Origin of the sequence: Bradyrhizobium sp. 155 (assembly GCF_023101105.1) — a bacterium.
Lineage (GTDB): Bacteria > Pseudomonadota > Alphaproteobacteria > Rhizobiales > Xanthobacteraceae > Bradyrhizobium > Bradyrhizobium canariense_D.
Map to the genome: position 1 here is coordinate 722,745 of NZ_CP064704.1, position 25,833 is coordinate 748,577.

Sequence of the window (25,833 nt, forward strand, 5' to 3'; positions counted from 1 at the left end):
GCCGAGCCCTTGAGGAGCGCGAAGTTGAATCATTAGATCAGATTGCACTGTTCCTGCAGCCATGAAGCAAGATAGTTCGCTTTCCCAGACAGTTCAGTTTCTCCCGCCCAGATGAGGCCATAGTGGCTTTCGTCCGGATCGAAACCGGCAGGTGCGATGAGCCGCCCTCTATCTACGTCGTCCGTTGCAAGGACCCGCGGGCTGAGGGCAACGCCCAATCCCGCCAATGCTGCTTCGACGATGAGGAAGTGGTGATCGTAGAAGCGTATCTCCGCGGGGCGCCGCACCGACGGGTGGGTGGAAAGCCATCGCGACCAAGCGTCCGCCCGAGTCTTCGAACCTAGGGCGATGTAGTTTCCTGAGGCAAACACCGCTGCGAGCTGAGGGCTCATGACCGGTCCTACCCTTTCAGGAAAAAGGCGCCGGACGTGCCACGCCTCTGGGAGCGCAAAGTCGAGCCGACGTATAGCCAGATCGATCCGATCGCGGCGAAACTCGACGGGGCCGCCGGCGACTGACAGATGTAGAGCGATGTCGGGATGGACGGCCTGAAAGCTTGCAAGCCGTGGAATAAGCCAGCGCATAGCGACTGAAGGCTCGCATGAGAGAACGAGGGAGTTCTGCTGTGCGTTGGCAGCACGCAAGCTCTCAACGGTTGTCGCCAGCTCGGTGAAGAAACGGCCGAGTGTGAGGTTGAGCACTTCTCCAGAGGCAGTGAGACTCAAGCCACGTCCGCTTTTTTCGAAGAGTTTGAAGCCAAGGTCTTCCGACAGTTTGGTGATACGGCGACTCACAGCCCCATGGGTCAAGGCAAGGCTGTTCGCGGCAAGCCGAACCGACCCCAGCCGCGCAGCGGTCTCGAACGCACGCAAGTCGTCCAATGAAGGTATTTCTGATCGCCTCATTGGTGATCTCATATCACCAATGTAGCGCAAAAAATATCGCTTTTTATGTTGAATTTGCTTAGCATAATTGATCCATGCGAACCAATGGCGAATACACAATCGGTATCCTAGCCGACGACCTGACCAGCGCCGCCGATGGGGCCGGTCCGTTTGTCGAGCGCGGTTTGCGAGCCGTTGTCGGCCGACGCCGGCTGCCGCACCAGGAGGCCACGATTGTCGCCGTTGATAGCGGATCTAGATCAGTGCCGGTTTCGCAAGCGGCGCGGCGGCAGTCAGAACTTGCCGAGCAGCTCGCTTCGCGGGTTGTCCTCTACAAGACCGTCGACTCGACTCTTCGCGGGCACGTGACGGCCGAGATGGAAGCGGCCTTCACCGTAAGCGGCCGCAAGATGCTGGTCTTTGCACCTGCGTTCCCTGGCGCTGGGCGTACAACCGTCGACGGCGTTCAGCTTGTGGACGGCATTCCTGTAACGGAGACCGAATACGGTCGCGACCCCGTCCATCCGGCGCGACATTCTCGGCTGGCTGAGCTCGTTCCGGCCTCCATCGGAAGCGTCGTCATCCTTGATGCTGCAACACAGGCCGATCTCGACAAACAAGTTGCGGCCCTGCCGGATCCGGAGTCGATCCTATGGGTGGGCTCTCCGGGCATGGCCCTTGCCCTGGCGAAGCGTCTTGCGCCGCTTGCGGTTGCGTCGGACGTGACCGCCGCGGTTAGTGGCGACATTCTTGTTGCGATCGGCAGCGCCAATCCGCGCAGCCATCGTCAGGCCGACTGCATCGCAATGGAGCCTGGAATCGCTCTGCTGCAGGCTCCGATCGAACGGATGAATGATCCCGGATCCGTCCTGCGCGACATTGCTCAAAATGCGGCTCGACGGCTGGCCGACGAGCGTTTCGATATGGTGATCGCCACAGGCGGGGACACCATGGAGGCGATTCTGGACGGCCTGGACATTTATGAGTTCGAGATCCTGCAAGAGCTCGAGCCAGGCTTTCCGCTTGGCCGCACGTCCCTCGGAGATGGACGAGAGCTGCTGATCGCCATGAAGGCAGGCGGCTTTGGCGACGACGATACGCTGCGTCGTGCGATCACGCGGCTCCGCCTTGGCACCTCGGTATCAGAACTGGTTGTATCATGACCCAATCCGCTCCCCTCGCCGTCACAATGGGCGATGCCTCCGGCATCGGCCCGGAGATCGTGGCGAAGACATTGGCCAAAGCCGGCGAAGGCACGGTCGTATTCGGCAGCTACGTCGTGATGGAGAATATCGTCCATCGTCTGGGTCTCGAGCTGACGGTCAGGCGTATCGCCCGACCTGAAGAGGCGCGCTCTGAGCCGCGGTCCATCGAAGTCGTCGAGGCGACGCAAATCATCGCGCCGCCTCCGCTCGGGAGCGTCAGCGCCATGTCCGGCCAAGCTTCCTTCGATGCCATCGTCGCCGCCGTCGCGGCAGCCAAGGCCGGCAAGGTCAGCGGCATCGTCACCGCACCGATCAACAAGGAAGCGATGGCAAGCGCGGGCATTCGCTATCCCGGGCACACCGAAATCCTCGCCGACTATGGTGGTGCGGAGCGCGTTGCGATGATGCTGGCCAACGATGATATCCGCACGGTTCTCGTCACCATCCACATGTCGCTGCGCAAAGCCATCGACCAAGCGGATTTCGATGCCCAGATGTCGGCGATCCGGCTCGCAAATGAGGGCGGCAAGGCCCTCGGGATCGCGGCGCCGCGCATTGCAGTGGCAGGGCTCAACCCCCATGCCGGCGAAGGTGGTCTCTTCGGCGACGAAGAAATCCAGATCATCCGGCCTGCGATCGAAGCGGCCCGCGCCGAGGGCATCGACGCCAGTGGCCCCTGGCCCGGGGACACTGTCTACATGCAGGCCCGCAAGGGCCGCTTCGATGTGGTCGTGGCCCAATATCACGATCAGGGCCTAATTCCGGTGAAATATCTCGGCCTCGAAAAGGGTGTGAACATCACGCTCGGCCTGCCGTTCGTCCGTACAAGCCCTGATCACGGCACGGCATTCGACATTGCGGGTCGAGGCATCGCCGACACCGGCAGTCTCGAGACCGCGCTGGCTTACGCGCGAAGGCTCGTCGCCGCGCAAATTAAGACCAAAGAAGGGGTAGTCTAATGGGCCTTCGCTTTATCTTCATGCTCACGCGCAACGATCGCACCGTCGGGGACGCCTCTGAACAACTCAAGACCGCCCTGAGGCTTGGCGTTCGCCACATCGGTTTCAAGGACATCGGCCTGCCGATTGATCGACTCAAAGTTCTCAACCGGGTCATCAAGGCAGACGGCGCCACCTCCTATCTCGAAGTCGTCTCACTCGACCGGCAAAGTGAGATCGTTTCGGCGAAAGCGGCGGTTGAAATCGGCGTCAACGTCTTGCTCGGCGGCACACATGTTGACGACGTGTTGCCGATCCTTGCTGGCACCGGCATTCAATACTGCCCCTTCCCGGGTCGCATCACCGGTCATCCGAGCGTGCTCGAAGGGAGCATCGAGGAGATCGTTGAGAGCGCCCAGGCGCTCGCCGTGCGGGAGGGCGTGTATGGCCTCGACCTGCTCGCCTATCGCTCCAAGGAAGACGTCCCGGCCCTCATCAAGGCGGTGTGCGCGGCGGTGCCCAAGCCCGTCTATGTGGCCGGCTCGATTGATACGCCTGAGCGGATCGCCATCCTGAAGGACGCAGGAGCCGCCGGCTTCACTATCGGCACGGCCGCGTTGGACGGCAAGTATCCGGCCGACGACAAGGACGTCGCTCGCCAGCTTGGGGCCATCATCCGTGACGTGGCCGCTCTGAACCGGCATCTCTCGCCGCTCCACAAGAAGAACCTGGCCAGCTCGTTCGGGCAGCTCAAGGAGACTTGGTCTCCGAAGATCGCGGGTCAGATTAACGACATGCAGATCAAGCTCGCCAAGTTCGCGGGCGAGTTCGCCTGGCGCTTTCACAGGAGCGGTGACGAACTCTTCCTGGTGCACAAAGGCCGCCTGCTGATGAAGTTTCGTGATCGGGACGAGATCATCGAGCAAGGCGAGTTCATCGTGGTCCCGCATGGGGTAGAGCATTGCCCTGTCGCGCTGGACGACGTCTGCGAGGTCGTGCTGCTCGAACCCGGCACATCCATGGATGCCGGCACCGCTCACGACCTCGAAGGCTAGACCGTCTGCCTGCGATCGGAGCAAACGCTTGACGCCGTCGACCGGCCTTCGCCGGTCCGGCCTCGATGACCTCAGGACCTGGGAGCAGGACTCCTCCCGCGCCGACTCGGTGAAGACCGGAGTCTGGGAAGCCACGCCTGGCGAGAACCGCTCGATCAAGGGCGAGACCTTTGAGTACTGCCACATCCTTTCCGGCGTGGTGGAGCTGACCGAGGAAGGCAAGGAGCCTCGCATTTTCCGCGCCGGCGACAGCTTTGTGATGAAACCCGGCTATGTCGGCGTATGGAAGACGATCGAGACAGTGCGGAAGATGACTTCGGGCGCCGAAATGGGCTTTGCCGCCGCGCTGGTGCCTTCTCGACGCTCGTGGTTCAGGACATCACTCGTCCCGGTGTCGCCGAGCCAATCGCGACGGTCTGGGTCCATTTTTCTGGGGCATCGAAAAGCGGTCCAGTCTCCGTGGACAAGCAGGTCGCGCCGCCGTTGCGCCGAACTGGGACGATCGCGCTTGAGCAGCTCGTATCGCTCAAGCGCTCAAAAACCCGAACATCTTGCGAAGTCCTAGATGATTTCAGCACATTCTATCGGGCGCCTGATGCGATGAAGGGTTGATCGGAATTTTGCTTCCGCGTTCTTGGCAGCCGAGGTTCGTTGGAACATGTCGCCCCATGTCGAGCGCATTCACAGCGATGAGCGTCTCCCGGCCGAGGCCGATGTCGTCATAGTCGGCGGCGGTATCCTCGGCGCTACGGCCGCCTATTACCTGGCGAAGCGCGGCCTCTCTGTGGCGCTCCTCGAGAAGGGTCACGTCGCCTGTGAACAATCGAGCCGAAACTGGGGTTGGTGCCGGCAGCAGAACCGCGATCGCCGCGAACTGCCACTCTCGGTGATCTCTATGCGGCTGTGGGACGAGCTCACGCGCGATATCAATCGGGACCTCGGATTTCGGCGCTGCGGACTCGTCTATGCGACCCACGACGAGGCTGTGCTCGCCGGCTGGGAAAGGTGGCGCGAGGTCGCCAGGGAGTACGACGTCGACACCCGCGTGCTGAGCCGGGCGGAGGTGGCCGAGCGCGTCCCCGAAGCGCGCGACAAATGGGTCGGCGGGACCTATTCGGCTCGGGACGGCAAGGCCGAACCTGCGCTCGCCGCGCCGGCTATCGCCGAAGGGGCCAGAATTCTGGGCGCCACGATCCACCAGGGATGCGCCGCGCGGGCGCTCGACTTGGCCAATGGCAAGATTGCAGGCGTGCACACGGAGAAGGGCTATATCAGAACCAGCGCGGTGCTTTGCGCCGCCGGCGCCTGGTCCTCGCGCTTCCTTCGGCCGCTCGGGATCAGTTTTCCCCAAGCGAGCATCCGTCAGACCGCGCTGCGTTCCACCCCGACAATCAACATAGGCGAGGCGGTCTCCACACCCTACTGCACGATCACGCGTCGACTGGACGGCAGCTATACGCTTGCGATCAGCGGCAAGGCGAACCTCGAAATCACGCCCCAGGCTATCCGGTACAGCCGGGAATTCATGCCGCAGTTCTTGCGTCGCCTGAAGAACGTCAGGATTGGCGTCGGCCAATCGTTCGTTTCGGGGCCGGATTCAATGACGGCGCTGCTGACCAACGACGATCGGATCTTCGAACAGAATCGCGTGCTGGATCCTCCGCCCTTGAAATGGCTGGTGAGCCAAGTGGTGGCGAGTGTCCGGAAAACCTTCCCCCAACTCGGCGAAATAAAGCTCGGTAGCGCTTGGGGCGGCTTCGTCGATTGCACGCCGGATGCAGTGCCTGTCGTGTCGAAGGTGGACCGGGTGGAAGGCCTCGTCCTCGCAGCGGGCTGCTCGGGTCACGGCTTCGGTTTGGGCCCGGGCCTTGGCTATCTGGCCGCACAGCTTCTCGTCAACGACACTCCTTGCGTCGATCCCGCACCGTTCCGGCTGTCGCGTCTGACCGATGGCTCGAAGCTGGACATCTCGGCCATCTGAAGATCGAGCCGGAAGTCGGGCCTGACGCGTACCGAGCAACGCCAGGTTTGGAGTACTGCGGATGGTTGCGGACGATTTAGAACGGGCTTGAACAGCCTAGTTGGTGCCCCTGGCCGGAATCGAACCAGCACTCCTTGCGGAACTCGATTTTGAGTCGAGCGCGTCTACCAGTTCCGCCACAGGGGCCCTCGGTCGGCCCTAGGCGGGCGTCGCGAAGCCGGCGGACTATAGCCATGGACCAAGCGGGGTCAACCCGCGCCAAAGTGATCCGGGCCGTTCTCGACAGCCGCATGAGCCGGGGTTACAGCCTTGGAAAGCGACCCATCGAAAGGAGGCTGCCGTGACAACCCAGAGTGCCGCAATACCTGCGTTCAAACCGGCGGCCACGACCCCTGCGCTGGCCGCTTCGCTCGCGGTCGCGCTGACGGCAGCCGCGACCATCGCGGGCGCCTGGTTCTTCCAGCTGGTGCTCGGGATTGTGCCCTGTCCGCTCTGCCTGGAGCAGCGCTACGCCTATTACCTCGTGATCCCGCTCGGCCTGCTCATCGCACTCGCGGCGCGGGGCGGTGCGCCGAGACCGCTGCTGCTCGCGGGCCTGGCGATCCTTGCGCTCGCGAGCATCGCCAATGCCGGGCTCGGCACCTATCATTCCGGCGTCGAATGGGGCTTTTGGAAGGGACCGACCGACTGCTCCGGTCCCGTCGTCAATCTCGGCAGCGCCACCGACCTGCTGTCGCGGCTCGACACCGTGAAGGTGGTCCGCTGCGACGAGGTGCAGTGGCGCTTCCTCGGCCTCTCGCTTGCCGGCTACAACGTGCTGATCTCGCTCTTGATGGCTGCGATCGCCGCGTGGGGATTCGTTGCGACGGTGAAGCGCTGAGGCTCAATCATCCACATCGTCCTGCGTCCGGCCGAACAGGTGCACAATGCCCGGCGTCGCGATCGTCACGAAGACGAAGCGCGAGAGGTGATGTGCGCCGACGAAGATCGGATCGATGTGCAGCGTCAGGGCCAGCGCCAGCATGGCGTCCATCGCGCCCGGTGCGTAGGCGACCACGACGTCGGAGAATTTCACCTGCGTGGTGAGCGCCACGATGCCGACGAAGATCGCGGAAACGGCGATGGCGATGGCAAACGAGCCCAGTGCCGCGTTGATGTGGCCGGCGAGCGTCTTGATCCTCATCCGCGCGAAGCGGCTGCCGATCAGGGCGCCGATGCCGACCAGCGCCACGCCGCGTACCCAGTCCGGCAGGCCGCCCTCGACCCAACCGGCGCCATGCAGCACGCTTGAGCCGATCATCGCACCGAACATCCAGCTCGCCGGAAACCTGATCAGCCGCAGGAGGAGTGCCGCGGCCAGCGAGGCCGCGACCAGCTCGACGAGGTCGAGCGGCGAGGCGATCGTCGTCGTCAGCGATGGCGCGACGGAGGGCGCGACGCCGGCGAACGCCAGCACCATCGGCAGGGCCGCGGTGAGGATGATGACGCGCATGGTCTGCACCACCGCGATGCCCGGCAGGTCGGCGCCGCGCTCGACCGCCAAAATCGTGATCTGCGACAGCGCGCCGGGGCTGCCGGCGAGGAAGGCCGAGGTGCGGTCCCAGCCGTGAATGCGCTGGAGATAATAACTGGAGCCGAAGGTCGAGCAGAAGGTCGCGAGCGCGAGCAGCCCGATGGTGAGCGGATAGGCACTGACCTGTTGAAGCAGGTGGCGAGAGACGACTGATCCTAACGAAATGCCGAGCAGCACCAGCACCGTCTGGGTCAGGATCGGCGGCAGCGTCAGCTGGCGACCGGCGATCGCGGCGATCCCTACCGCGATCATGGAGCCCGAGATCAATCCCCCCGGAAGGCCCGCGAGCAGAAACACGAGGCCCCCGGCGGTGCCAATGACGAGCGTTTCCACCGTGCTCAACATCTTGGCACGGCTCGGCCATTCGAACGGCAGGGAGGCGGTGATTTGCTTCACACCACCTTATCGCAAATCAACAAGAGGCGCACAATTGCGGCCACGTCATACCGCAATGCGCGCGCCTCTCGCCGAAGCCGCGAGCAGGGGGGAAGGATTTACTTCTTCTCCGCAGCCGGCGCGGCCATGCCGGCCTTGGCGGTCTTGATGCATTCGGAGCGGAATTTCTTGCGCTCCTTGCCGTGCAGGCCCTTGGCGTCGGCCTGCTTGGAGCATTCGAGCGACTCGGCCGAGTGCTCCTTCGGTGCCTTCTTGTCCATGGGGGCGGCGGTTGTGGTTTTGGTGTCGGTCTTTGCTGCCGGCGCGGCGGTCTGCGCGAAGGCGGTGCCGGTGGCGAGCAGGGAGGCGAGAGCGACGACGGCGAGGCGAGATGTGAGGGTCATGGTGCTGCACTCTTCTTGCGGGAATTGCGAAGGGCGCGAAAGTCGGCTGGCGTTGCTGAACGCGACATGAATAATTGGAACGTGGAGGATCACTATATTTTGGCGGCAGCAGCCATCGCTTCCTTGTCGCGGGCGGGCGGCACGCTAGGATAGCAATCCTCGGTTCACTTCCCTCGGGGGAAGATCAAGGAGGAGACCAAGGATGACCATTCAATCAAAGTTGCTATGTGCAGTTGCGCTGTCGGGCTTTGCCGCGCTGGTGGCAAGTGCGCCGGCGCAGGCGCTGACCTCGCAGGAGTGCAGCGCGAAATACCAGGCCGCCAAGAAGGACGGGTCGCTCGGCACCACGAAGTGGAATGACTTCCGCAAGGCCCAGTGCGGCGCGGACGCGACGCCAGCGGCTGCGCCGACCGCGGCCGCTCCTGCTGCGCCCGCCGCTCCCGCCGAGCCGAAGCAGGCGAAGAAGGAGGCCGCCCCGGCTGCTGCCCCGACCCTGCCGGCCGGCCCCGCGATCTATCCGAACGCGGTCGATCCGAAATACGCCAAGGAGACCCCCGGCAAGGGGCGCCTGCACACCTGCGTCGACCAGTACAACGCCAACAAGGCCACCAACGGCAATGGCGGCATGAAGTGGATCGAGAAGGGCGGCGGCTATTACAGCGAATGCAACAAGAAGCTGAAGGGCGCCGCCTGACGCTTCAAGACGACGCAGAGGCCGGAGCCAAGCTCCGGCCTCTTGCTTTAATCCAGGAGCTTCTCGGCCGATTTTGCCACGAGCTGCGATCGCTTGCGCGGGCCGCGCTCGACGAACAGCAGGCTCTGGCCGAAGATGAAGCAGTAGAACAGGAAGGCCTGCGCTTCGGCTGCCTCGGTATCGAGGCCGGTCGCGCGATAGAGTTCGGCGACGTGCTTCAGCCGCGCGGCGTCCACGTTCGCCACCGCTGCCGCGGCGCCCTCGTCCGAGCGAGCCCATTGCCGGATCGCAAGCTCGATTGCCATCCCGTCCGGATTGAGCCGCTCCGAATAGAGCTGGATCACCGCCCGCAGCCGTTCACGGGGCTCTTGGCCATCGAGACTCGTTTGCTGCGCGATCGCCGTTGAGCGCCCCTCGCGCCAGCGTTCCAGCATGGCACCGAGCAGTGCGGCACGGTCGGCGAAGCGGCGGTAGAAGCCGCCCTTGGTGACGCCCAGATTCTTGGCGAGCACCTCGACCCGAACCCCCTCGACTCCCGATCGGGCGAGCTCGGTGAGCCCTGCCTCGACCCAGACATCGCCTTTGCCGTCACTCATGCAGGCAGCCTCGCCGATTCTTGATACGGTGCCGTATTGCTAACGCGGGAGGAGGTTGATACGCTACCGTATCGACAATCAAAGGCAGAAAAGGCCAGGGAGAATTGCGATGGAGCAGGAGGCGACCTATCGCGGCACGGTCTATCCATGGCAGTGCGATCACGTCGGCCATATGAACATCATGTGGTATGTCGGCAAATTCGACGAGGCCAACTGGAATCTGTTCGCTCGCCTCGGGCTGACGCCGAGCTATCTGCGCGGCTCCGGCCGCGGCATGGCCGCCGTGCAGCAGAACATCACCTATAAGCGCGAGCTGCGCGCCGGCGACATCGTCGAGATCCGCAGCCATCTGCTTGAGATCCGCGACAAATCGATCCGCTTCCGGCACGACATGACCAATGCCGAGACCGGCGAGATCGCCGCGTTCTGCGAGATCACGGGCGTGCACATGGACCGGAGCCAGCGCAAATCGGTGCCGTTCACGGATGCCATCCGCGAGGTGGCCTTGAGGCACCTCGCCGAGAAGGCGGAGGCCTGAGCCATGGCTGCATATGAGCCGAAGAACCCGGGCTATCGCGCGGCTGGCATCGCCATGTTCGACGGCCAGCCGGCGATGCACACGCTCGGTATCGTGATCGTCCGCCTTGCGCCGGGCGAGGCTGAATTAGCCATGCTGCATTCGCCGGCCCTCACACAGCAGAACGGCTTTGTCCACGCCGGCATCATTACCGCAGGCCTCGACAATGCCTGTGGTGTCGCCGCCTTCACCCTGATGCCGCGCGAGGCCGATATCCTCACCGTCGAGTTCAAGACTACGCTGCTCGCGCCGGCACGGGGCGAGCGTTTCGTCTTCAAGGCAGAGGTGGTCAAGCCCGGCCGCACGCTGACCTTTTGCGAGGCCAGGGCGTTTGCCGAGCACGAGGGCAAGGTCACGTTGATCGCCACGATGACCGGCACGCTGATGGCAATGCTGCCCCGCGTTGCCGCTTCCCAAGCGCCGGCCCCGATACCGGCATAGCGTGGCGATGACATCGGCGCCGCGACACTCTATATGACCTGTAACAATTCCCAGTCTCGGACCGTATCCACGGAAATGGGACCGAAATGGAACGAGATATGGCTGGATTCAGGAATAAGAGCCTTGTGCCGACGCGGCGCGCGGCGCTGACGCTGATTGGAGCGGGCGCCCTTGTCGCCGGTGGGATCACCGCGGCGCGGGCGGCAACCGACGAAGACGAGGTGCTGACCGAAGCCAAGGTGCTGCGCGATCCCGACGTTCCCGTGGCCGGCAATCCCGACGGGAATATCAGCATCATCGAATGGTCCGACTATAACTGCCCCTATTGCCGCAAGCTCGAGCCCGAGTTGCGTCAGGTCATCCAGGACGACGGCAAGGTCCGGCTGGTGATGAAGGACTGGCCGATTCTCGGTCCGGTTTCGGTCACGGCCGCGCGGACCGCGCTGGCGGCGAAATTCCAGGACAAATACCACCAGGCCCATGACGCCATGATGGGCGTCAGCTCGCGCCTGACGGAGCCGCGCATCAACGAACTGCTCGCGGCGGCCGGCGTCGACATGGATCGGTTGAAGCGCGATCTCGCCGATCACGCCAAGGACATCGACGCCGTGCTCAAGCGCAACAACGAGCAGGCCGAAGCCTTCGGTTTCCGCGGCACGCCGTCCTTCATCGTCGGCAAATACCGCGTGCCCGGCGTGCTCAGCATGAACGAGTTCGAGCAGGTCATCGCCGACGCCCGCAAGGCCAAGATGAACTGAGCCGAGCGATATTCACCGCGCAATACGAAGGCGCCGCCGCGGACCCGCGACGGCGCCTCATTCATGATACCACATCGTTACTTGGAGGAGATGCGGACCCAGTCCTTGTGCGCGCGATCGCGCAGCGCGTCCCAATCGGCTTTGGCGACATCCCAGTTTACGATGGTGCGATTGGTCGTCGCGACCTCGCCATGAGCAACCGACGACGTCTGCATGGAGTCATAGACATACACGCCGCAGGCAAGCAGCAGCGCGCCCAAAATCATTCCAAGAAACATCCGCATGGCGAAACCTCCGATGACGGGCGATAACGTCGGCCCGGATCGATTGTTCCGCGGTAGTAGGGCGCAGGGAAGGAGAGGTTGTTCATTCTCCATTCAGCCACTGCACCAGCTCCGCGTTGATCTCGCGAGGATAGGTGTGGCTGAGGTCGTCGATCTCGCGATAGGTGACGTCGGCGCCGGCGGCGGCGAGGGCCGCCTGCGTCTGCCGCGCGGTCTGCACCGGAAACATCCAGTCGAGCTTGCCGTGCGCGATGAAGATCGGCAGGCGCTGCAGACGCGCAGCGTCAGCCATTTCGACCCTCAGCGGATGGAAGGTCGCCGACACCGGCGCGAGATGCGTGAAGGGCGAGGCGCCGTCGAGGCCGGTGACATAGCAGAAGGTGCCGCCGTCGCTCATGCCGGTGAGCAGCATGCGCGAGGCGTCGATGGTCCAGCGGCTGCGCACGGTTTCGAGAATGCGCATGAGGTTGGGCGTGTCGGAATCGTCACCCATCAGCGCCCAGGTTGGGCCGGTCGCGGTCGGCGCCACCAGGATCGCACCAAGACTGCGGGCATCGCGCAGCCAGCTCCACAGGAAACCGCGGCCGTTGCCGCTGCCGCCGTGCAACGCCATCACCAGCGGCATGGCGCGATCGGGCGTATAATATTCGGGCACGTAGACCGAAAAGCCACCGCGGCTGCCGGGCTCGTTGTGATCGTGGATGATGCCGGTGTGCGCGTCCGCGCCGGCTTCGAGCCGCGACAACAGGTCGGCATTCTCGCGATTCGCTGCGTTGAGGAAGAAACTGCTGACCGGCGGAAACCGCACGGCCAGCGGATAGAGTGCCTCCTGCGCGCGCGGCACATGACGTAGTGCGCGGAAGACCGCGACGAGGTCGCCATTGCCACGTTCGACCTCGCGCAGGCCGGCAAAGGCGGCGAGCGTCTCGTCGCAGGCACGATCGAGCCGCTCGCGCAGTCCGGTGAACTCCTCCGGCCATTCTCGGATTGCCGCGCGCGCCGTTTGCAACGCCTCGTCGGGAGCGCCAATCGCATTCATCACGGAGCCGAAGGCCGGCGGGTGCAGGTTGCGCTGAAAAAAGGCGAGCGCCTCCAGCGCATTGAGCAGCGGCGGCAGCACGGCCACGATATCGTCAACGACGGCCTCGCTCATCGTCGCTTCCTTGCGTCAGTTCTGATCGTCAGTGCAGCTTCGGCGCCTTCAAGAGCTTGTAGCGATCGGTCGAGGTCACCGTGACGTCGAAGGTGACGCCTTCATGATGTACCGTCAGCGGCACGTCGACGCCGGCAGCGCCGAGGCCCCACAGCTTCTTGTAGAAGCCGGTTTGGCTCGTGACCTTCTCGCCGTCGACCGCGAGGATGACGTCGCCGGTCTTGAGCTCGGCACGGGCGGCGGGACCATTGGCGGAGATCCCGATCACAACCACGCGGTTGTCGATCTCGGTCGAAAACAGTCCGAGCCACGGCCGTGCCGGCTTGTTGACGCGGCCGAATTTGCGCAGATCGTCCAGGATCGGTTTCAACAGGTCGATCGGCACGATCATGTTGACGTGCTCGGCCTTGGCCTCGCGCTCGCGTTCGAGCTGCAGCGAGCCGATGCCGATCAGCTCGCCGCGCTCGTTGAGGAGCGCCGTGCCGCCCCAATTCGGGTGCGCGGGATGGGTGAAGATGGCCTCGTCCAGCAGATATTCCCAGTAGCCGGCGAATTCCTGCTTGGCCACGATCTGGCTCGCGACCGAACGCGTGCGTCCGCCGGCGCCGCCGACCACGACGCGGTCGCCGAGCCGGGTCTCGGCCGAGATCCCGAGCGGCAAGGGGGCGACATCGAGCTGGCCGAGCGCCTGCACCAGGCCAAAGCCGGTGACGGCATCGAAGCCGAGCACATGTCCCTCCACTACGCGCCCGTCTCCGACATGCAGCCACACCGACTCTGCTTCGGTGATGAGGTAGCCGATGGTGAGCACCAGCCCGTCGTCGATCACGACGCCGTTGCCGGCGCGTTCAGTCCCCAGTGTCTCGGCGCTGAAGGCGTCCGGCGGGATGATGGCATGCAGGCCGACGACGGAGGCGAGCGCGCGGTCGAGATCGAAACCGTAATCGCTCGCACGCGGCTGATTGGCCGGTGGCACTCTCCATTCGGTCAGGGCGGGCATGGAGTTCTCCTGGCTGAGAGCATCGCTCCGCCGATTAGCGGAACGACGCGCGAAGCACGGATAATTTAGGCCGGAGGAGGCCGTCTTGAAAGCCTCGTTCCCCAACTATTCCCGAGGCACCGGATGAAATCTTTGAAAGGCGCGGGAAGGCTTGATGCACGGTCGGTCGAGCGGGCCTCCGGCATTGGCCGCATGGCTGCTGTCCGGCGAGGTGCTAGGCGCGGTACAATGAAGCTGCTAACCATTGCCGCTTCGTTTGACCGAGGGATCACGGGGCCGAAGCATGGACAACCGCAGCGACATCTGGCGTGGCATCGACACGATCAAGGCACGTTTCATCGACCTCAGCGACAAGGTCTGGGGCATGCCCGAAGTCTGCTACACCGAGGCGCGATCCGCCGCCGAGCATCTCGCCGAGTTGCGTCATCAGGGTTTCCGCATCACCGAGCAGGTCGCGGGCATTCCGACCGCGGTGATGGGCGAATGGGGCGAGGGCGGACCGGTCATTGCCTTCATGGGGGAATATGACGCGCTCCCGGGCCTGAGCCAGGAGGCCGGCGTCGCGGAGCATCGTCCGGTCGAGACTGGCGGCCACGGCCATGGCTGCGGTCACAATCTGCTGGGTTCCGCAGCTCTCCTCGCCGCGACGGCGGTGAAGGACTGGCTTGCCGAGAACAAGGTGCCGGGCCGCGTGCGCTATTACGGCTGCCCCGCGGAGGAGGGCGGCGCGGCAAAAGCCTTCATGGTGCGCTCCGGTGCATTCGAAGACGCCGACATCGCCATCACCTGGCATCCGCACAGCTTCTGGGAAGTCGCGGTGACGCCGTCACTCGCCAACACCCGCGCCGATTTCATCTTCACCGGCCGTACCTCGCATGCGGCGGCCTCGCCGCATCTCGGCCGCTCCGCGCTCGACGCCGTGGAGCTGATGAATGTCGGCGTGAACTATATGCGCGAGCACATGCCGAGCGACGCGCGCGTGCACTACGCGCTGCTCGACACCGGCGGCATCGCCCCGAACGTGGTGCAGGCGCATGCGCGCGTGCGCTATTCGATCCGCGCCCGTGATCTGCCCGGCATGAACGAGCTGGTCGGACGCGTGAGCAAGATCGCGGACGGCGCGGCGCTGATGACCGAGACCAAGGTCGAGATGAAGATCATCTCCGCGGTCTCCAACATCCTGCCGAACACGCCGCTGGAGCAGGCGCTGCATCGGGTCATGGAAGAGCTCGGACCGCCGCATTTCGACGACGTAGACAAGGGCTTTGCCACGGAGATCCGCGCAACGCTGAGCGACAAGGACATCGAGTCGGTCTATTACGCGATCGGCATGGAGCCGACCGACCGGCCGCTGGCTGACTTCCTGGTGCCACTGGATGCCAAGCGCAATCCGCTGGTCGGCTCGACCGACGTCGGCGACGTGAGCTGGGTGGTGCCGACCGTGCAGGTCCACGCACCCACGGTTGCAATCGGTACGCCCTTCCACACCTGGCAGGTGGTCGCGCAGGGCAAGAGCGCGCATGCGCACAAGGCCATGGTGCAGGCCGCCAAGGCGATGGCCGGCATCGGTATCAAGGCGCTGACGGACCCGGAGCTGATCAAGGCTGCCACGGCTGACCTCCAGAAGCGGACAGCCAAGACGCCTTACGTCTGTCCGCTGCCAGACCACGTCGCGCCGCCGCTCGACATGTCCGTGGCGTAGAATTTCGCCTCGATACTTCGTCTGATGCGGCGATCAAATTTTCTGCAGTGCAGCGCGGAATTCAGCGTGTTTTGATGCTGGATTGCCGATCGGATGGGCTGCGGAATATGGTTTTGCCCAACAGACAGTCAGAAGACCGTTTGCATACACACGGTCGCAGTTGACGCGCACCCCATTCGGTGTGCCATCTACCGCCAGCCAAGCCCGGTGGTCGCCTCGCGCGACCGCCTGCATCCATACGGGAACCAGACGGGGACAACCATGCTGGATAAACAACTGCGTTCGATGATCGGTGACGTGAAGGACGGGCGGATGGATCGCCGCGGCTTCATTCAGCGTCTTGCCGCCGTGGGTCTCACCGCGCCTTTGGCCAACCAGATTCTCGCCCTTGGCGGCGTCGCCATGGCCGAGGGCGCCTCGACCTACAAGCCGACCAAGCGCGGCGGCGGTGGCGCGCTCAAGCTGCTGTGGTGGCAGGGGCCGACCCTGCTCAATCCGCATTTCGCCACCGGCACCAAGGACCAGGACGGCGCGCGTCTGTTCTACGAGCCGCTCGCCTGTTGGGATCCCGACGGCAACATGAAGCTGGTCCTGGCCGCCGAAATTCCCTCGATCCAGAACGGTGGCCTCGCCGCCGACGGCAAGTCGGTGACCTGGAAACTCAAGCCCGGCGTCAAATGGCATGACGGCACGCCGTTCACGGCCGACGACGTCGTCTTCAACTGGGAATATGCCAAGGATCCGGCGACCTCCGCACTGACCATCGCGACGCTCCGCGACATCACCGTCGAGAAGGTGGACGACCTCACGGTCCGCATCCTGTTCAACAAGCCGACGCCGTTCTGGGCCGACGCTTTTGTCGGGGCTCCCAATACCATCATCCCGAAACATCTGTTCAAGGACTATATGGGGTCCAAGTCGCGGGAGGCGCCGACCAACCTCTCGCCGGTCGGTACCGGCCCCTACAAGTTCGTCGAGTTCAAGCCGGGCGATCTTGTCCGCGGCGTGATCAATCCCGATTATCACATGGCCAACCGCCCCTATTTCGATTCGATCGAGATGAAGGGCGGCGGCGACGCCGTCTCTGCCGCGCGCGCGGTGATCCAGACTGGCGAATATGATTTCGGCTGGAACATTCAGGTCGAGGACGACGTGCTGCTGCGCCTGGAGAAGGGCGGCAAGGGAAAAACCGTCTACGCCGTCGGCGGCGACACCGAATTCATCGCGCTGAACTTCACCGATCCCAACACCGAGGTCGATGGCGAACGCTCCTCGATAAAGACCAAGCACCCGCTGTTTTCTGATCCAGCGGTGCGCAAGGCGCTCTCGCTGCTGATCGATCGCGAATCGGTCAAGAAGGCCATCTACGGCCGCGCCGGCCGCACCACCGCCAACTTCCTCAACGGGCCCGAAAAATTCGTGTCCAAGAACACCTCGTGGGAGTTCAGCGTCGAGAAGGCCTCGAAGATCCTCGACGACGCCGGCTGGAAGCCGGGCGCCGACGGCATCCGCGAGAAGGACGGCAAGAAGCTGAAGCTCCTCTACCAGACCGCGATCAACGGGCCGCGCCAGAAGACGCAGGCCATCGTCAAGCAGGCCTGCCAGAAGGCGGGTATCGACGTCGAGCTGAAATCGGTCGTCGCCTCCGTGTTCTTCTCCTCCGACGTCGGCAATCCCGACACCTATTCCAAGTTCTACGCCGACATGGAGATGTTCCAGATCCCGCTGAGCCAGCCCGATCCGTCGCAGCACATGCGTCGTTACCTTTCGAACCTCGTCGCCACCAAGGAGAACAAGTGGCAGGGCACCAACTTCCCGCGCTGGGTCAACAAGGAGTACGACGCGACCATCCTGGCCGCCGACGGCGAAATGGATCCGGTCAAGCGCGCGGCGCTCTACATCAAGGCCAATGATCTCATGTACCACGACATCGTTTTCATCCCGGTGCAGCACCGTCTGAAGGTCGAGGCGGCCGCCAACAATCTGCGCCCGGTCGTTTCCGGCTGGGCCAACGAGACCGACAATTTGTTCGACTGGTACCGCGAAGAATGATCACGCACGCCTAGAGCGGTCCTTCTTCATGAGCCAGTATGTCCTGCGTCGCCTCCTGATCGCGATTCCGAGCCTGCTCGGAATTTCGCTCGTGCTGTTCGTCGTGCTCGCACTCGCCCCGGGCGATCCCTTCTCCGAGCTAGCGACCAATCCGAACGTGCCGCCCGAAGTCGCTCTCGCGCTTCGGGCGAAGTTCGGCCTCGACGATCCGATCTACCTTCGTTACCTGCACTGGCTCAACGCCATGCTGCACGGCGACTGGGGTTTCTCCTTCGTCAGCCGGATGAACGTGGACACGCTCATTCTCCAGCGACTGCCAACGACGCTGTACGTGATCGGCTCGGCGCAGATCCTTGCGCTCCTGATCGCGATCCCGGTCGGGGTCTACGCCGCGACGAAACCTTATTCGCTGTTCGACCAGGTCGCCAACACGCTCGCCTTTGTCGGCTTCTCGCTGCCGACCTTCTTCACCGGCATCCTGTTCATCCTGATCTTCTCGGTCACGCTGGACTGGCTGCCTTTCGTCTACACGACCGACATCAAGGGCACGGGGATTCACTGGGTGCTGGAGATGATCCGTCAGGCGATCATGCCGGTGGCGGTGCTCGGCCTGTTCCAGGCTGCGTCGATGACGCGTTTCGTGCGCTCGGCGATGCTCGACGTGATCCGGCTCGACTACGTCACCACCGCGCGCGCCAAGGGCATCGGCCAGAGGCGGGTGATCATCAAGCATGTGATGCGCAACGCGATGATCCCGGTCGTCACGTTGATTGCGTTGCAAATCCCGGCGGTGTTCGGCGGCGCCATCGTCACCGAGCAGATCTTCCGCATCCCCGGCATCGGCTCGCTGCTGATCTCCTCCATCCTTTCCAACGACACGCCGGTGGTGATGGCCGTCACCTTCGTCTTTGCGTGCCTGGTCGTGCTGTTCAATCTCATCGCGGACGTTCTTTATGGCTGGCTTGACCCTCGCATCTCCCTCCGCTGAGCGGCGCGTCTACTCGCCCTGGCGCGAGACGTGGCGGCGCTATAGCCGCCACAAGCTTGCCGTGGTCAGCGCGTTCCTGCTCCTCGTTCTGATCCTGGCGGTGGTGGTCGGCCCCTTTATCTGGCGGGTCAAGATCGACGACATCGACATCGTGGCGGGCATGCAGGGGCCGTCGCTGGCCCATCCCTTTGGCACCGACGATCTCGGGCAGGATATCCTCGCCCGCATGATCTATGGCGGGCGCATCTCGCTCGCGGTCGGTCTCGCCGCGATGCTGGTCTCGGTCTTTGTCGGTGTGCTGATCGGCGCGCTCGCCGGCATGTCGCGCGGCGCGCTCGGCCATGGGCTGATGTGGCTCACCGATCTCTTTTTGTCGCTGCCGCAATTGCCCCTGCTGCTGCTGCTGATCTATCTCTTCCGCGACGGGCTGAAGGCAGCGTTCGGCCCCGAGGGCGGCATTTTCATCCTGATCGTGCTCGTGATCGGTGGCTTGCGCTGGATGCCGGTCGCCCGCCTCGTTCGCGCCCAGTTCCTGTCGATCCGCGAGAAGGAATTCGTCGAAGCCGCGCGCGCTCTCGGAGCCAGCCCGGTACGGCAGGTGGTGCGCCATATCCTGCCCAATGCGCTCGGTCCGGTGATCATCGCCGGCACCATCGACGTGGCCGCAGCCATCATCGCGGAATCGACGCTGTCCTTCCTCGGCCTCGGCTTCCCGCCGGATACGCCGACCTGGGGCCGGCTGCTTTATGACGCGAAAGACTTTCTCGACATCGGCCCGCACTGGGCGCTGTTCCCGGGCGGCGCGATCTTCATCGCAGTGGTCGCCATCAATTTTATCGGCGACGGCCTGCGTGACGCGCTCGATGCGCGGCGGGTGATCTGATGGCGCTGCTGCTCGAGATCAAGGGACTGAAAACCCACTTCTCCACCGACGACGGCATCCTCCAGGCGGTCGACGGTGTCGACATCTCCATCAACCGCGGCGAGACGCTCTGCGTCGTCGGCGAATCCGGTTGCGGCAAGACCGTCACCGCGATGTCGATCCTGAAGCTGATCGCGATGCCGCCGGGCCGCATCGCGGCAGGCGAGATCATCTTCGAGGGCCGCGATCTCGTGCCGCTGACGAGCAGTCAGCTCGACGAGATCCGCGCCAAGGAGATCGGCTTCATCTTCCAGGAGCCGATGACCTCGCTCAATCCGGTGCTGACCATCGGCGAGCAGATCGCCGAAAGCCTGCGCCGCCATGAGAATGTCACCAGGAAACAGGCGCTCGATCGCACCATCGAGATGCTCAAGCTGGTGCAGATTCCCAACGCCGAAGGCCGCGTGCACAACTATCCGCATCAGTTCTCCGGCGGCATGCGCCAGCGTGTGATGATCGCGATGGCTCTCGCCTGCAAGCCGAAACTGATCATCGCCGACGAGCCCACCACGGCCCTCGACGTCACTATTCAGGCGCAGATCCTCGACCTGCTCCAGGACATGAAGGAACGCTTCGGCATGGCGGTGATGCTGATCACCCATGCCATGGGCGTCGTCGCCGAGACCGCGCAACGCGTCGTCGTGATGTATGCCGGCAAGGTGGTGGAGGAGGCGCCCGTCGACGACCTCTTTGGCAATCCCGGCCATCCCTATACCCAGGGACTGATCCGCTCGATCCCGCGCATCGATCTCGCCAGCGAGCACAAGGTGCGGCTGGAGGCGATCGGCGGCTCGGTGCCGATCCTGATCAATCCGCCGGTCGGCTGCCGCTTCGCTCCGCGCTGCCGCCACGCCATGAGCGTCTGCACCGAGAGGGAGCCGCTGCTGCGCGAGATCGCGCCCGGCCACCGTATGGCCTGTCATCTGGGAGATACGCAGTTGGGAGGCGCAGCATGACCGAGCCCCTGCTCCGCGTCAGCGGCCTGAAGAAATATTTTCCCGTGCATGGCGGCCTGTTGTCGCGCCAGGTCGGCAGCGTTTATGCCGTCGATGGGGTCTCGTTCTCGGTCAACCGCGGCGAGACGCTCGGCCTCGTCGGCGAATCCGGCTGCGGAAAGTCGACGACGGGACGCTGCGTGCTGCGCCTGATCGAACCGACCGACGGCGAGGTCGTGTTCGACGGTCAGGATGTCCGCCAGCTCGGCGGCAACGATTTGCGCGCGATGCGGCGGAACATGCAGCTTGTGTTCCAGGACCCGTTCGCCTCCCTCAATCCGCGCATGACGGTCGGCGCCATCCTCGGCGAAGCCCTCGTCATCCATAAGCTCGGCTCATCCGCCAAGGAGCGTGAGGATCGCGTCGCGAGCCTGCTGGTGAAGGTCGGGCTCAAGGCCGAGCACATGCGCCGCTATCCGCATGAATTCTCCGGCGGTCAGCGCCAGCGCATCGTGATCGCGCGTGCGCTCGCGGTCGAGCCGAAACTGATCGTCTGCGACGAACCGGTGTCTGCGCTCGACGTCTCGATCCAGGCGCAGGTCATCAACTTGCTGGAAGATCTCCAGGCGGAGCTGAACCTCACCTATCTCTTCGTTGCGCACGATTTGTCGGTGGTCGAGCACATCTCCGACCGGGTCGCGGTGATGTATCTTGGCCGTATCGTCGAGCTCGCCAAGGCCAGCGACCTCTACCGCAATCCGCAGCATCCCTACACGAGGGCGCTGTTATCGGCGGTGCCGGTGCCCGATCCCAAGCTCAAGCGCGAGCGCATCCGCCTCAAGGGCGACGTTCCGAGCCCGATGAAGCCGCCGTCGGGCTGCCACTTCCACACCCGCTGTCCTATCGCCCAGCCGCGTTGCGCGGAAAGCGCACCGGAGCTGAAGGAGGGAGCAGGCGGGCACTTTGTGGCGTGCCATCTCGCCTGACGCCGGGAAAAGCGGATCGCGCATTCATGCGTGAAGCAGGCCGTGCTCCGACAGGGCCCGCCTGAAAGCCTCAACCGAGGTGTGGTGATGCGCGAACAGGCCCGCCTCTCGCGCACCGGCGACATTGGCCATGAGATCGTCGACGAACAGGACGTTCTCCGGTTTGACGTCGAGCTCCGACAGACAGAGGCGGAAGCAGCGCGGGTCCGGCTTCGCCGTCTTGAACCGGGCCGAGGCGTAGATTCGCGAGCCGAACAGCGGTGGCAATTCCGGCAGCAGCGCTGCGATATGGTCGGCGACCAGCGTCGTGTTGTTGGTCAGGACGGCAATGTCGACGGTTTGACGCAAGCTGCCGACAATCTCCAGCATGGCACGATCGGCCTGCATTGAACGGCGTCGCGCCTCGATCCACTCGTCCAGTGACAGCGGATAGCCGATGCGGTCGCCGAAACCCCGCAAATAGTCCGCGGCATCGAGTGTGCAGGAATCGCCGAGCAGCTCGAAGCCGCTGTCCCAGATCGCCTTGTGGACGGATTCGCTCGTGGTCCCCGCAACCTTCGCCAGCCATGCGACACGCTTTGCCGTGTCCTAGTCGCAGAGGACATTGTCCATGTCGAAGAGGACGAGTTTGATTTGACCGGTCACCGCAGCACTCTCGGATTGGCCGAACATCCGGCCGTGATCCAAGCCATACCGCGCTGGAGCGCAGGCAACAAATCGGGCCAGCGGTCGATCCGTCACGCGCTCCTGGCGGGCCAGGGAACGACCTGTCCCGACATCACCAGCCGGTCACGGCCGTTGTCCTTGGCGGCGTAGAGCGCGCGGTCGGCGGCGCCGACCAGCGTGCTGCAGTCCGCCGTGGTTTGGGACGGCAGACTCGTCGCGCCGCCAACGCTTGCGGTCACCAGGCGCGAGGGGGGACTTTGCGCATGCGGCATGGCGAGATCGTGCAGAGCCTTGCGAATCCCTTCGCCGACCTCGGCGCAGCCCTCGGGACCGGTGTTCGGCAACAGCACGGCGAATTCTTCGCCACCGTAGCGCGCCGCGACGTCGGCCTGGCGCTTGGTGTGGGTTGATAGGATCCGGCCCAGCGCGCGCAGGCATCCGTCGCCCGCCAGATGCCCGTATTGGTCGTTGAACTTCTTGAAATGATCGACATCGATCAGCAGGAGCGAGAGCTGCGTGCCATCGCGCCGGGCCCGGGCCCATTCCTCGGCGAGGCGCTCGTCGAACGCGCGCCGGTTGACGAGTCCGGTGAGGCCGTCGGTCGTTGCAAGCGAGGCGAGCTTGTCCTGAAGATCCTTCTGCTCGGTGATGTCGCGCACCACCGCGACGACGCCGTCGATCTCACCGCTGTCCGACGCCAGGGTCACGTGCAACGCCGCCTCCGCCCAAATCTCGCCCTTGTCGCGATGACGGTGGCGATAGACGAACCGCGTCTCCTCGGCCTCGCCATTCTTAAGCGCGGCGATAGCCTGCTCGACCCGCTCCATGTCGTCGGCGTGAATGCCGGCCAGGGCCGAGGTGGATAGCAGCTCGTCGGAGGACCAGCCCGTGATGCGTACGCACGAGGGGGAAACGTAGAGCAGCCGGTTGTCCAGCCCGATCCGGGTCACCATGTCGCTGGATTGCTCGGCCAACAGGCGGAAGTTTGCTTCGTTGACGACGAGGGCCTGGGCCGTGCGCTGCCGCTGTACGAGCTGACGGACCAGGTAGAAGCCGATCACCGCGATCAGCAGCACAAGGCCGAGGACGAAGGTGGTGCGCGCAGCCGCGGCTTGCCGCCACGGCGCCAGCACGTCGTCCCGCGACTTGCTCGCCAGCACCATTAGGGGATAGCGGCTGCTGCGTTGGTAATAGCTCAGCCGCTGGACGCCATCGAGCGGCGACTTGAAATAGTAGACTGCTGCGGCGGGGCGACTTTCCCATCCCTTGAACAAGGGCGCATTGGACAGGTCGCGTCCGACAAAGGCGCCACTGTCGTCGCGGCTGCGCGCCAGCATGATGCCGCTATCGTTGAGCAGCGATGCCGAGCCGTTCGTACCGATGTCGAACCGCTCGTAGAACTTGACGAAATAGCCGACGTCGATCGTGAGCAGGGCAACGCCGGCGAAGCCGCCGTCGGCATCGTTGATCCGGCGGGACGCGGTGACGACCCATTGGCCCCCGGCTCGACTCTTCACGGGCGGTCCGATCAGCGTGCCCATCTCCGGCGAGTGCCGATGACGCTGGAAATATTCGCGGTCGCTGTTGTTGAGCTTGGAGAAGTCGAGCCGCTCGGTCGTGGCAAGCCACTGCCCGCTCGCGTCATAAACGAAGATGCCGCGGATCCGGTCCGATGATTTTCGTGTCGGCAGATAGGCCTGAAGCTTGGTGATCGTGTCCGGACCCGTCCCGTCGATTTCGAGCCGGTGGACCAGGCCTACGAGGATTGTATCAACGAGTTCGAAGGTGTCGTCCGCGTGCTGGATCAGCGAATGCGCCAGATTGGCGACGTCGATCTCGGCGTTCTTGAGATCGGCATTGCGTGTTTCCCATTCACGCCAGGCGCTCAAGCCGAGGATGGCGAAGCAGGTCAGGATGACGAAACCCGCTGCCCAGAGCGGAAGGCGCGTCTTTCCGAGTTCGCGGCCCGTGGTCATCAGGCTTGCTCCATTTCGGCGCAAACCTCTCACTTTGGCCTTAACGGGCTGTTGCAACTTCCGTGCGGATTGTGCGCTTCCGGTCGGAACAATCCTCGACAATTGACGGGCTATCGTCGAGCTAACCAGGCTGACCCCGCGCGCCGGGCCTTTCTGCCTCACTCATCCAGCGTGAAGCCGACCCGCAGCGTCACCTGGTAGTGGCGCACGGCACCGTTCTCGATATGGCCGCGCGTTTGCACCACCTCGAACCATTTCATCTCGCGAACGGTCTTTGCGGCCCGGCTGACCGCGTTCTTGATCGCATCCTCGATCGACGTCTCGGACGATCCGACCAGTTCCAGGATCTTGTAGACGTGATCCGTCTCGCTTGTGGCCATGACTATTCTCCCCTCGTGCTGTGGCGGGACCGGATATGTCTGTCGCGGACAACTGGCGCCCGCGCGACATCCGGCCTCGACTCTGAACGGATGCCGGCGCCCCGAGTTCCGTCCCGGCAGGAGCCTGCCGCTCGCCTTCCGAGCGCTGCCTAGGCGTCCCAATTTTTCTAAGTGCACGAAAATCTGGATCGCGTGTGCAAGCGGCGCTCCTGAATTGGCGCGCGGTCGCCGGCCCGCTCTTGCCGGTTCCGATATGAGTAAGCTAACCTTGGCCTTTCCTCTGGCGTCTTCGAAGTGCGGTGATGATCGAGCGTTGGACGAGGGGCGCTCTGGCTGCGATCGGTCTCTGCGTTGTGCCCGCGCCGGCCATCGCGCAGGACGATCTCGACGGTGCCCCGATGAGCATGTCGCTGCAGGTCACGACCGATCCCTCCACCATCGAGTGCCGTCGGCTGGAGAAGGTCAATCCGGCCTCGCTGGTCTTCTTGCCGCTACGCCGGACCTTCAACGAGGATTTTGACGAGCATCCGCTGGCAAACGGACGCTGGGTGCCGCATTACGCCGGCGGCGCGGCCTGGCCGGAGGCGCGTTACTGGGGCGGCGACGGCTCCGACTTCAAGCGCAAGACCAGCGCCAATGGCGAGCAACAGATCTATGTCGATCCGCGCTATGCGGGGCGCAACGCGGCGCCGCTCGGGCTCGATCCGTTCAAGGTCAAGGACGGCGTGCTGTCGATCGTCGCCAGCCGTACCCCGCCGGGGTTGAAGCCGGTGCTGTTCGACAACGAGTACATCTCCGGGATACTGACGACCCAGGGCACGTTCGCGCAGAAGCACGGCTATTTCGAGATCCGCGCCAAGGTGCCGGTCGGGCACGCAGTGTGGCCGGCGTTCTGGATGCTGGCGGATGACGGTGGCTGGCCGCCGGAGGTGGACGTGCTGGAAGGCCGCGGCGAAAAGCCGGGCGATCTCGTGATGACGACGCATTGGCGGATTCCCTCGACCCAGAAGATTCAGTCCTGCGGCTTCGACTTCGCGGTCGGCGACGCGTCGAGCGCATTCCACACTTACGGTGTGCTGTGGGAGGAGGATCGCCTGGTCTATTTCATCGACCGCAGACCGGTGTCCGACATCAAGGTGCCGATCGGTTTCGACGATCCCATGTACATGATCGTCAATCTCGCGATCGGATCCAAATTCTTTCTCGGCGTCGGTCCGGTCGACGCGGAGTCGCCGCCTACCGTCGCATTCGAGATCGACCGGATTTCCGTCTATCAGATCGATCTGGAGCAGGCGCGCAGATAGAAGC

25 protein-coding genes, 1 tRNA gene and 2 pseudogenes are annotated in these 25,833 nt (G+C 64.0%); 17 read left to right on the forward strand and 11 right to left on the reverse strand.

Annotation, left to right across the window (positions count from 1 at the left end; all coding sequences use genetic code 11):
• Positions 1-32 precede the first annotated feature (32 nt).
• Positions 33-905 (reverse strand): LysR family transcriptional regulator, encoded by an 873-nt coding sequence (locus IVA93_RS03475; RefSeq protein WP_026232483.1) that lies wholly within the window; start codon positions 903-905, stop codon positions 33-35.
• Positions 906-979: 74 nt separating this feature from the next.
• Here IVA93_RS03475 and IVA93_RS03480 point away from each other — a divergent pair, with 74 nt between their 5' ends.
• The 5 genes and pseudogenes from IVA93_RS03480 (at position 980) to IVA93_RS03505 (ending at position 6,063) form a co-directional block, all read left to right on the forward strand.
• On the forward strand, positions 980-2,047 hold the full coding sequence (locus IVA93_RS03480; protein WP_026232484.1) for a four-carbon acid sugar kinase family protein: 1,068 nt from the start codon (positions 980-982) through the stop codon (positions 2,045-2,047).
• Positions 2,044-3,048, forward strand: a complete 1,005-nt coding sequence (pdxA, locus tag IVA93_RS03485; protein ID WP_026232485.1) for a 4-hydroxythreonine-4-phosphate dehydrogenase PdxA — start codon at positions 2,044-2,046, stop codon at positions 3,046-3,048. Before IVA93_RS03480 ends, pdxA begins: the two co-directional genes overlap by 4 nt.
• Positions 3,048-4,082 (forward strand): cupin domain-containing protein, encoded by a 1,035-nt coding sequence (locus IVA93_RS40885; RefSeq protein ID WP_345946341.1) that lies wholly within the window; start codon positions 3,048-3,050, stop codon positions 4,080-4,082. The genes pdxA and IVA93_RS40885 overlap by 1 nt, the downstream gene beginning before the upstream one ends.
• Positions 4,051-4,395, forward strand: a pseudogene (locus IVA93_RS03500) (cupin domain-containing protein); the annotation flags it as partial. The gene IVA93_RS40885 and the pseudogene IVA93_RS03500, both read left to right, overlap by 32 nt.
• 345 nt (positions 4,396-4,740) lie before the next feature.
• Positions 4,741-6,063, forward strand: a complete 1,323-nt coding sequence (locus IVA93_RS03505) for an NAD(P)/FAD-dependent oxidoreductase (protein ID WP_018453207.1) — start codon at positions 4,741-4,743, stop codon at positions 6,061-6,063.
• Positions 6,064-6,164: 101 nt separating this feature from the next.
• On the opposite strand, the gene IVA93_RS03510 is transcribed toward IVA93_RS03505, so the two are convergent.
• A tRNA-Leu gene (locus IVA93_RS03510) sits at positions 6,165-6,249 on the reverse strand.
• A 154-nt stretch (positions 6,250-6,403) separates the two neighbouring features.
• On the opposite strand from IVA93_RS03510, the gene IVA93_RS03515 reads away from it, so the two are divergent.
• On the forward strand, positions 6,404-6,943 hold the full coding sequence (locus IVA93_RS03515; protein ID WP_018453208.1) for a disulfide bond formation protein B: 540 nt from the start codon (positions 6,404-6,406) through the stop codon (positions 6,941-6,943).
• Positions 6,944-6,946: 3 nt separating this feature from the next.
• Here the strand turns inward: IVA93_RS03515 and IVA93_RS03520 are convergent, their stop codons facing one another.
• The gene (locus IVA93_RS03520) at positions 6,947-8,032 is read right to left on the reverse strand and encodes an AbrB family protein (protein ID WP_085350767.1); all 1,086 of its coding nucleotides are present in this window, start codon (positions 8,030-8,032) and stop codon (positions 6,947-6,949) included.
• A 98-nt stretch (positions 8,033-8,130) separates the two neighbouring features.
• Positions 8,131-8,415: a PsiF family protein gene (locus tag IVA93_RS03525; protein ID WP_018453210.1), complete on the reverse strand. Its 285-nt coding sequence runs from the start codon at positions 8,413-8,415 to the stop codon at positions 8,131-8,133.
• A gap of 202 nt (positions 8,416-8,617) precedes the next feature.
• On the opposite strand from IVA93_RS03525, the gene IVA93_RS03530 reads away from it, so the two are divergent.
• A complete protein-coding gene (locus tag IVA93_RS03530) occupies positions 8,618-9,109 on the forward strand; it encodes a hypothetical protein (protein ID WP_085361101.1) in 492 nt (163 codons plus the stop codon).
• A gap of 47 nt (positions 9,110-9,156) precedes the next feature.
• Here the strand turns inward: IVA93_RS03530 and IVA93_RS03535 are convergent, their stop codons facing one another.
• On the reverse strand, positions 9,157-9,705 hold the full coding sequence (locus IVA93_RS03535; RefSeq protein WP_018453212.1) for a TetR/AcrR family transcriptional regulator: 549 nt from the start codon (positions 9,703-9,705) through the stop codon (positions 9,157-9,159).
• 109 nt (positions 9,706-9,814) lie between these two features.
• Between IVA93_RS03535 and IVA93_RS03540 the strand changes: the two genes are divergently transcribed.
• The 3 genes from IVA93_RS03540 (at position 9,815) to IVA93_RS03550 (ending at position 11,481) form a co-directional block, all read left to right on the forward strand.
• The gene (locus IVA93_RS03540) at positions 9,815-10,243 is read left to right on the forward strand and encodes an acyl-CoA thioesterase (RefSeq protein WP_018453213.1); all 429 of its coding nucleotides are present in this window, start codon (positions 9,815-9,817) and stop codon (positions 10,241-10,243) included.
• 3 nt (positions 10,244-10,246) lie between these two features.
• Positions 10,247-10,723: a PaaI family thioesterase gene (locus IVA93_RS03545; RefSeq protein ID WP_018453214.1), complete on the forward strand. Its 477-nt coding sequence runs from the start codon at positions 10,247-10,249 to the stop codon at positions 10,721-10,723.
• A 98-nt stretch (positions 10,724-10,821) separates the two neighbouring features.
• Positions 10,822-11,481 carry a DsbA family protein gene (locus tag IVA93_RS03550; RefSeq protein ID WP_026232486.1) on the forward strand — a complete coding sequence of 220 codons (660 nt, stop codon included), beginning with the start codon at positions 10,822-10,824 and terminating at the stop codon, positions 11,479-11,481.
• A gap of 77 nt (positions 11,482-11,558) precedes the next feature.
• On the opposite strand, the gene IVA93_RS03555 is transcribed toward IVA93_RS03550, so the two are convergent.
• The 3 genes from IVA93_RS03555 to IVA93_RS03565 form a co-directional block, all read right to left on the reverse strand.
• Complete coding sequence (locus IVA93_RS03555; RefSeq protein WP_018453216.1) at positions 11,559-11,765, reverse strand: hypothetical protein; 207 nt, start codon at positions 11,763-11,765, stop codon at positions 11,559-11,561.
• 82 nt (positions 11,766-11,847) lie between these two features.
• The gene (locus IVA93_RS03560) at positions 11,848-12,918 is read right to left on the reverse strand and encodes an alpha/beta hydrolase family protein (protein ID WP_018453217.1); all 1,071 of its coding nucleotides are present in this window, start codon (positions 12,916-12,918) and stop codon (positions 11,848-11,850) included.
• 28 nt (positions 12,919-12,946) lie between these two features.
• On the reverse strand, positions 12,947-13,918 hold the full coding sequence (locus IVA93_RS03565) for a S1C family serine protease (protein ID WP_018453218.1): 972 nt from the start codon (positions 13,916-13,918) through the stop codon (positions 12,947-12,949).
• Between the two features lie 283 nt (positions 13,919-14,201).
• Between IVA93_RS03565 and IVA93_RS03570 the strand changes: the two genes are divergently transcribed.
• The 6 genes from IVA93_RS03570 (at position 14,202) to IVA93_RS03595 (ending at position 21,503) form a co-directional block, all read left to right on the forward strand.
• Positions 14,202-15,620 carry a M20 family metallopeptidase gene (locus IVA93_RS03570; RefSeq protein WP_018453219.1) on the forward strand — a complete coding sequence of 473 codons (1,419 nt, stop codon included), beginning with the start codon at positions 14,202-14,204 and terminating at the stop codon, positions 15,618-15,620.
• Between the two features lie 261 nt (positions 15,621-15,881).
• Positions 15,882-17,672, forward strand: coding sequence for a peptide ABC transporter substrate-binding protein (locus IVA93_RS03575; RefSeq protein WP_026232487.1), 1,791 nt, complete (start codon positions 15,882-15,884; stop codon positions 17,670-17,672).
• A 28-nt stretch (positions 17,673-17,700) separates the two neighbouring features.
• Entirely contained in the window at positions 17,701-18,660 is a 960-nt protein-coding gene (locus IVA93_RS03580) for an ABC transporter permease (protein WP_007597394.1), read from the forward strand.
• The gene (locus tag IVA93_RS03585) at positions 18,626-19,543 is read left to right on the forward strand and encodes an ABC transporter permease (protein WP_007597392.1); all 918 of its coding nucleotides are present in this window, start codon (positions 18,626-18,628) and stop codon (positions 19,541-19,543) included. Before IVA93_RS03580 ends, IVA93_RS03585 begins: the two co-directional genes overlap by 35 nt.
• Positions 19,543-20,538, forward strand: a complete 996-nt coding sequence (locus IVA93_RS03590) for an ABC transporter ATP-binding protein (RefSeq protein ID WP_018453221.1) — start codon at positions 19,543-19,545, stop codon at positions 20,536-20,538. The genes IVA93_RS03585 and IVA93_RS03590 overlap by 1 nt, the downstream gene beginning before the upstream one ends.
• Entirely contained in the window at positions 20,535-21,503 is a 969-nt protein-coding gene (locus IVA93_RS03595; protein ID WP_007597389.1) for an ABC transporter ATP-binding protein, read from the forward strand. The genes IVA93_RS03590 and IVA93_RS03595 overlap by 4 nt, the downstream gene beginning before the upstream one ends.
• Before the next feature lie 24 nt (positions 21,504-21,527).
• On the opposite strand, the pseudogene IVA93_RS03600 reads toward IVA93_RS03595, so the two are convergent.
• The 3 genes and pseudogenes from IVA93_RS03600 to IVA93_RS03610 form a co-directional block, all read right to left on the reverse strand.
• Positions 21,528-22,175, reverse strand: a pseudogene (locus IVA93_RS03600) (HAD family hydrolase).
• A gap of 65 nt (positions 22,176-22,240) precedes the next feature.
• Entirely contained in the window at positions 22,241-24,145 is a 1,905-nt protein-coding gene (locus IVA93_RS03605; protein ID WP_018453223.1) for a sensor domain-containing diguanylate cyclase, read from the reverse strand.
• Positions 24,146-24,303: 158 nt separating this feature from the next.
• The gene (locus IVA93_RS03610; protein ID WP_018453224.1) at positions 24,304-24,525 is read right to left on the reverse strand and encodes a dodecin; all 222 of its coding nucleotides are present in this window, start codon (positions 24,523-24,525) and stop codon (positions 24,304-24,306) included.
• 302 nt (positions 24,526-24,827) lie between these two features.
• Here IVA93_RS03610 and IVA93_RS03615 point away from each other — a divergent pair, with 302 nt between their 5' ends.
• Positions 24,828-25,829: a glycoside hydrolase family 16 protein gene (locus IVA93_RS03615; protein ID WP_018453225.1), complete on the forward strand. Its 1,002-nt coding sequence runs from the start codon at positions 24,828-24,830 to the stop codon at positions 25,827-25,829.
• The last annotated feature ends 4 nt before the right edge of the window (positions 25,830-25,833 follow it).